At 64.9% G+C, this 1194-nt stretch carries 1 protein-coding gene; it reads left to right on the top strand.

All coding sequences use genetic code 11. The annotated features are described in order from the left end of the window. Positions 1-137: 137 nt before the first annotated feature. A partial coding sequence (locus ACCO56_RS33020) for an IS4 family transposase (RefSeq protein WP_433645206.1) occupies positions 138-1194 on the top strand: 1057 nt, incomplete at its 3' end.

Below are 1194 nucleotides of genomic sequence, written 5' to 3'. Positions count from 1 at the left end.
CAGGGGCTTGAGAAGCTCGAATCATGTGTGATTCTGTAGCAGCCATTGTTGATTGTGGAGATTTCAACGATGGTACCGCTGCTTGGATACTTCGGCGACGTGCGCTTGCAAAAAAGGGGAGCATGGTGCTGGAGCGCATGTTTGCGCGCGTCAGTGCGGGGATACGCCGGCTGGCAGACACGCGCGCCGAGAAGGTTGCGTTCACGCGCCTGTTTCGCAATCCCAGCGTGACGACGCGGGAGATCATTCGGACGGCGGCGGCGCGCACGGCAGAGGCGGCGGCTGGCCGCCATGTGCTGGTCATCCAGGACAGCAGCGAGATCAACTACGAGGCCAAGGCGTCGCGCAAGCGCGGCCTTGGGCGTGTCGGCAATGGCAAGGATGTCGGGCTGTTCGTGCATCCGGCGCTCGCCGTGGATGCTGCCGACGGCAGCGTTCTGGGTCTTGCAGCGGCCACGATTTGGCGGCGTGAGGGGCAGAAAGCGGCAAACTACCAGGCTCTGCCGATCGAAGAGAAGGAAAGCTACAAATGGATCGGCACCGCCAAAGCGGCATGCCAGGCGCTGTCCGACACGCCGCTGGTCACCGTCATCGGCGACCGCGAGGCCGATATCTACGAAGTGTTTGCCAGGCTGCCTGACGCGCGCACCCATGTGCTCATTCGCGCCGTGCGCGACCGAGCCTTGGGCAAGCAGGGTCGCCTGTTCAGCGAGATCGCCGCAGGGCCGGAAGCCGGTCGTATCGCCTTCGAGCTTACGGCGCGTCCTGGCCGCCCGGCGCGCGCCGTGCGGTTGGCGGTTCGCTTCGCTGAGGTCACTTTGCGCCAGCCCCGCCTTGGGGCCGATCAGCGCGACCCCGGTGAACTCAGCCTCAACATTGTCGAAGTGCGCGAGATCGATCCGCCTTCGGCCAAGGAGGCGGTGATCTGGCGGCTGTTGACCACCCACAGCATCAAAACCTTCGCTGATGCCGCCGCTATGGTCGATCTCTACCGCTCGCGCTGGACTGTCGAGCAGCTCTTCCGAACAATGAAATCGCAGGCCATCGACATCGAGGAAAGCCTCATCGCCGATGGCGAGGCGCTCGAACGTCTGGCCGCGACCGCGCTGATCGTGGCCGCCAGGGTCATGCAACTCGTCCACGGGCGCGCCGCGGCCGGCCAGTCCGTCACGGCCGCGCGCATCTTCAGCCCAA

This window comes from Mesorhizobium sp. 1B3, from assembly GCF_050958605.1.
Classification (GTDB): Bacteria; Pseudomonadota; Alphaproteobacteria; order Rhizobiales; family Rhizobiaceae.
Note: the sequence above shows the minus strand (reverse complement) of the source record. Positions and strands in the feature narration are given on the sequence as shown.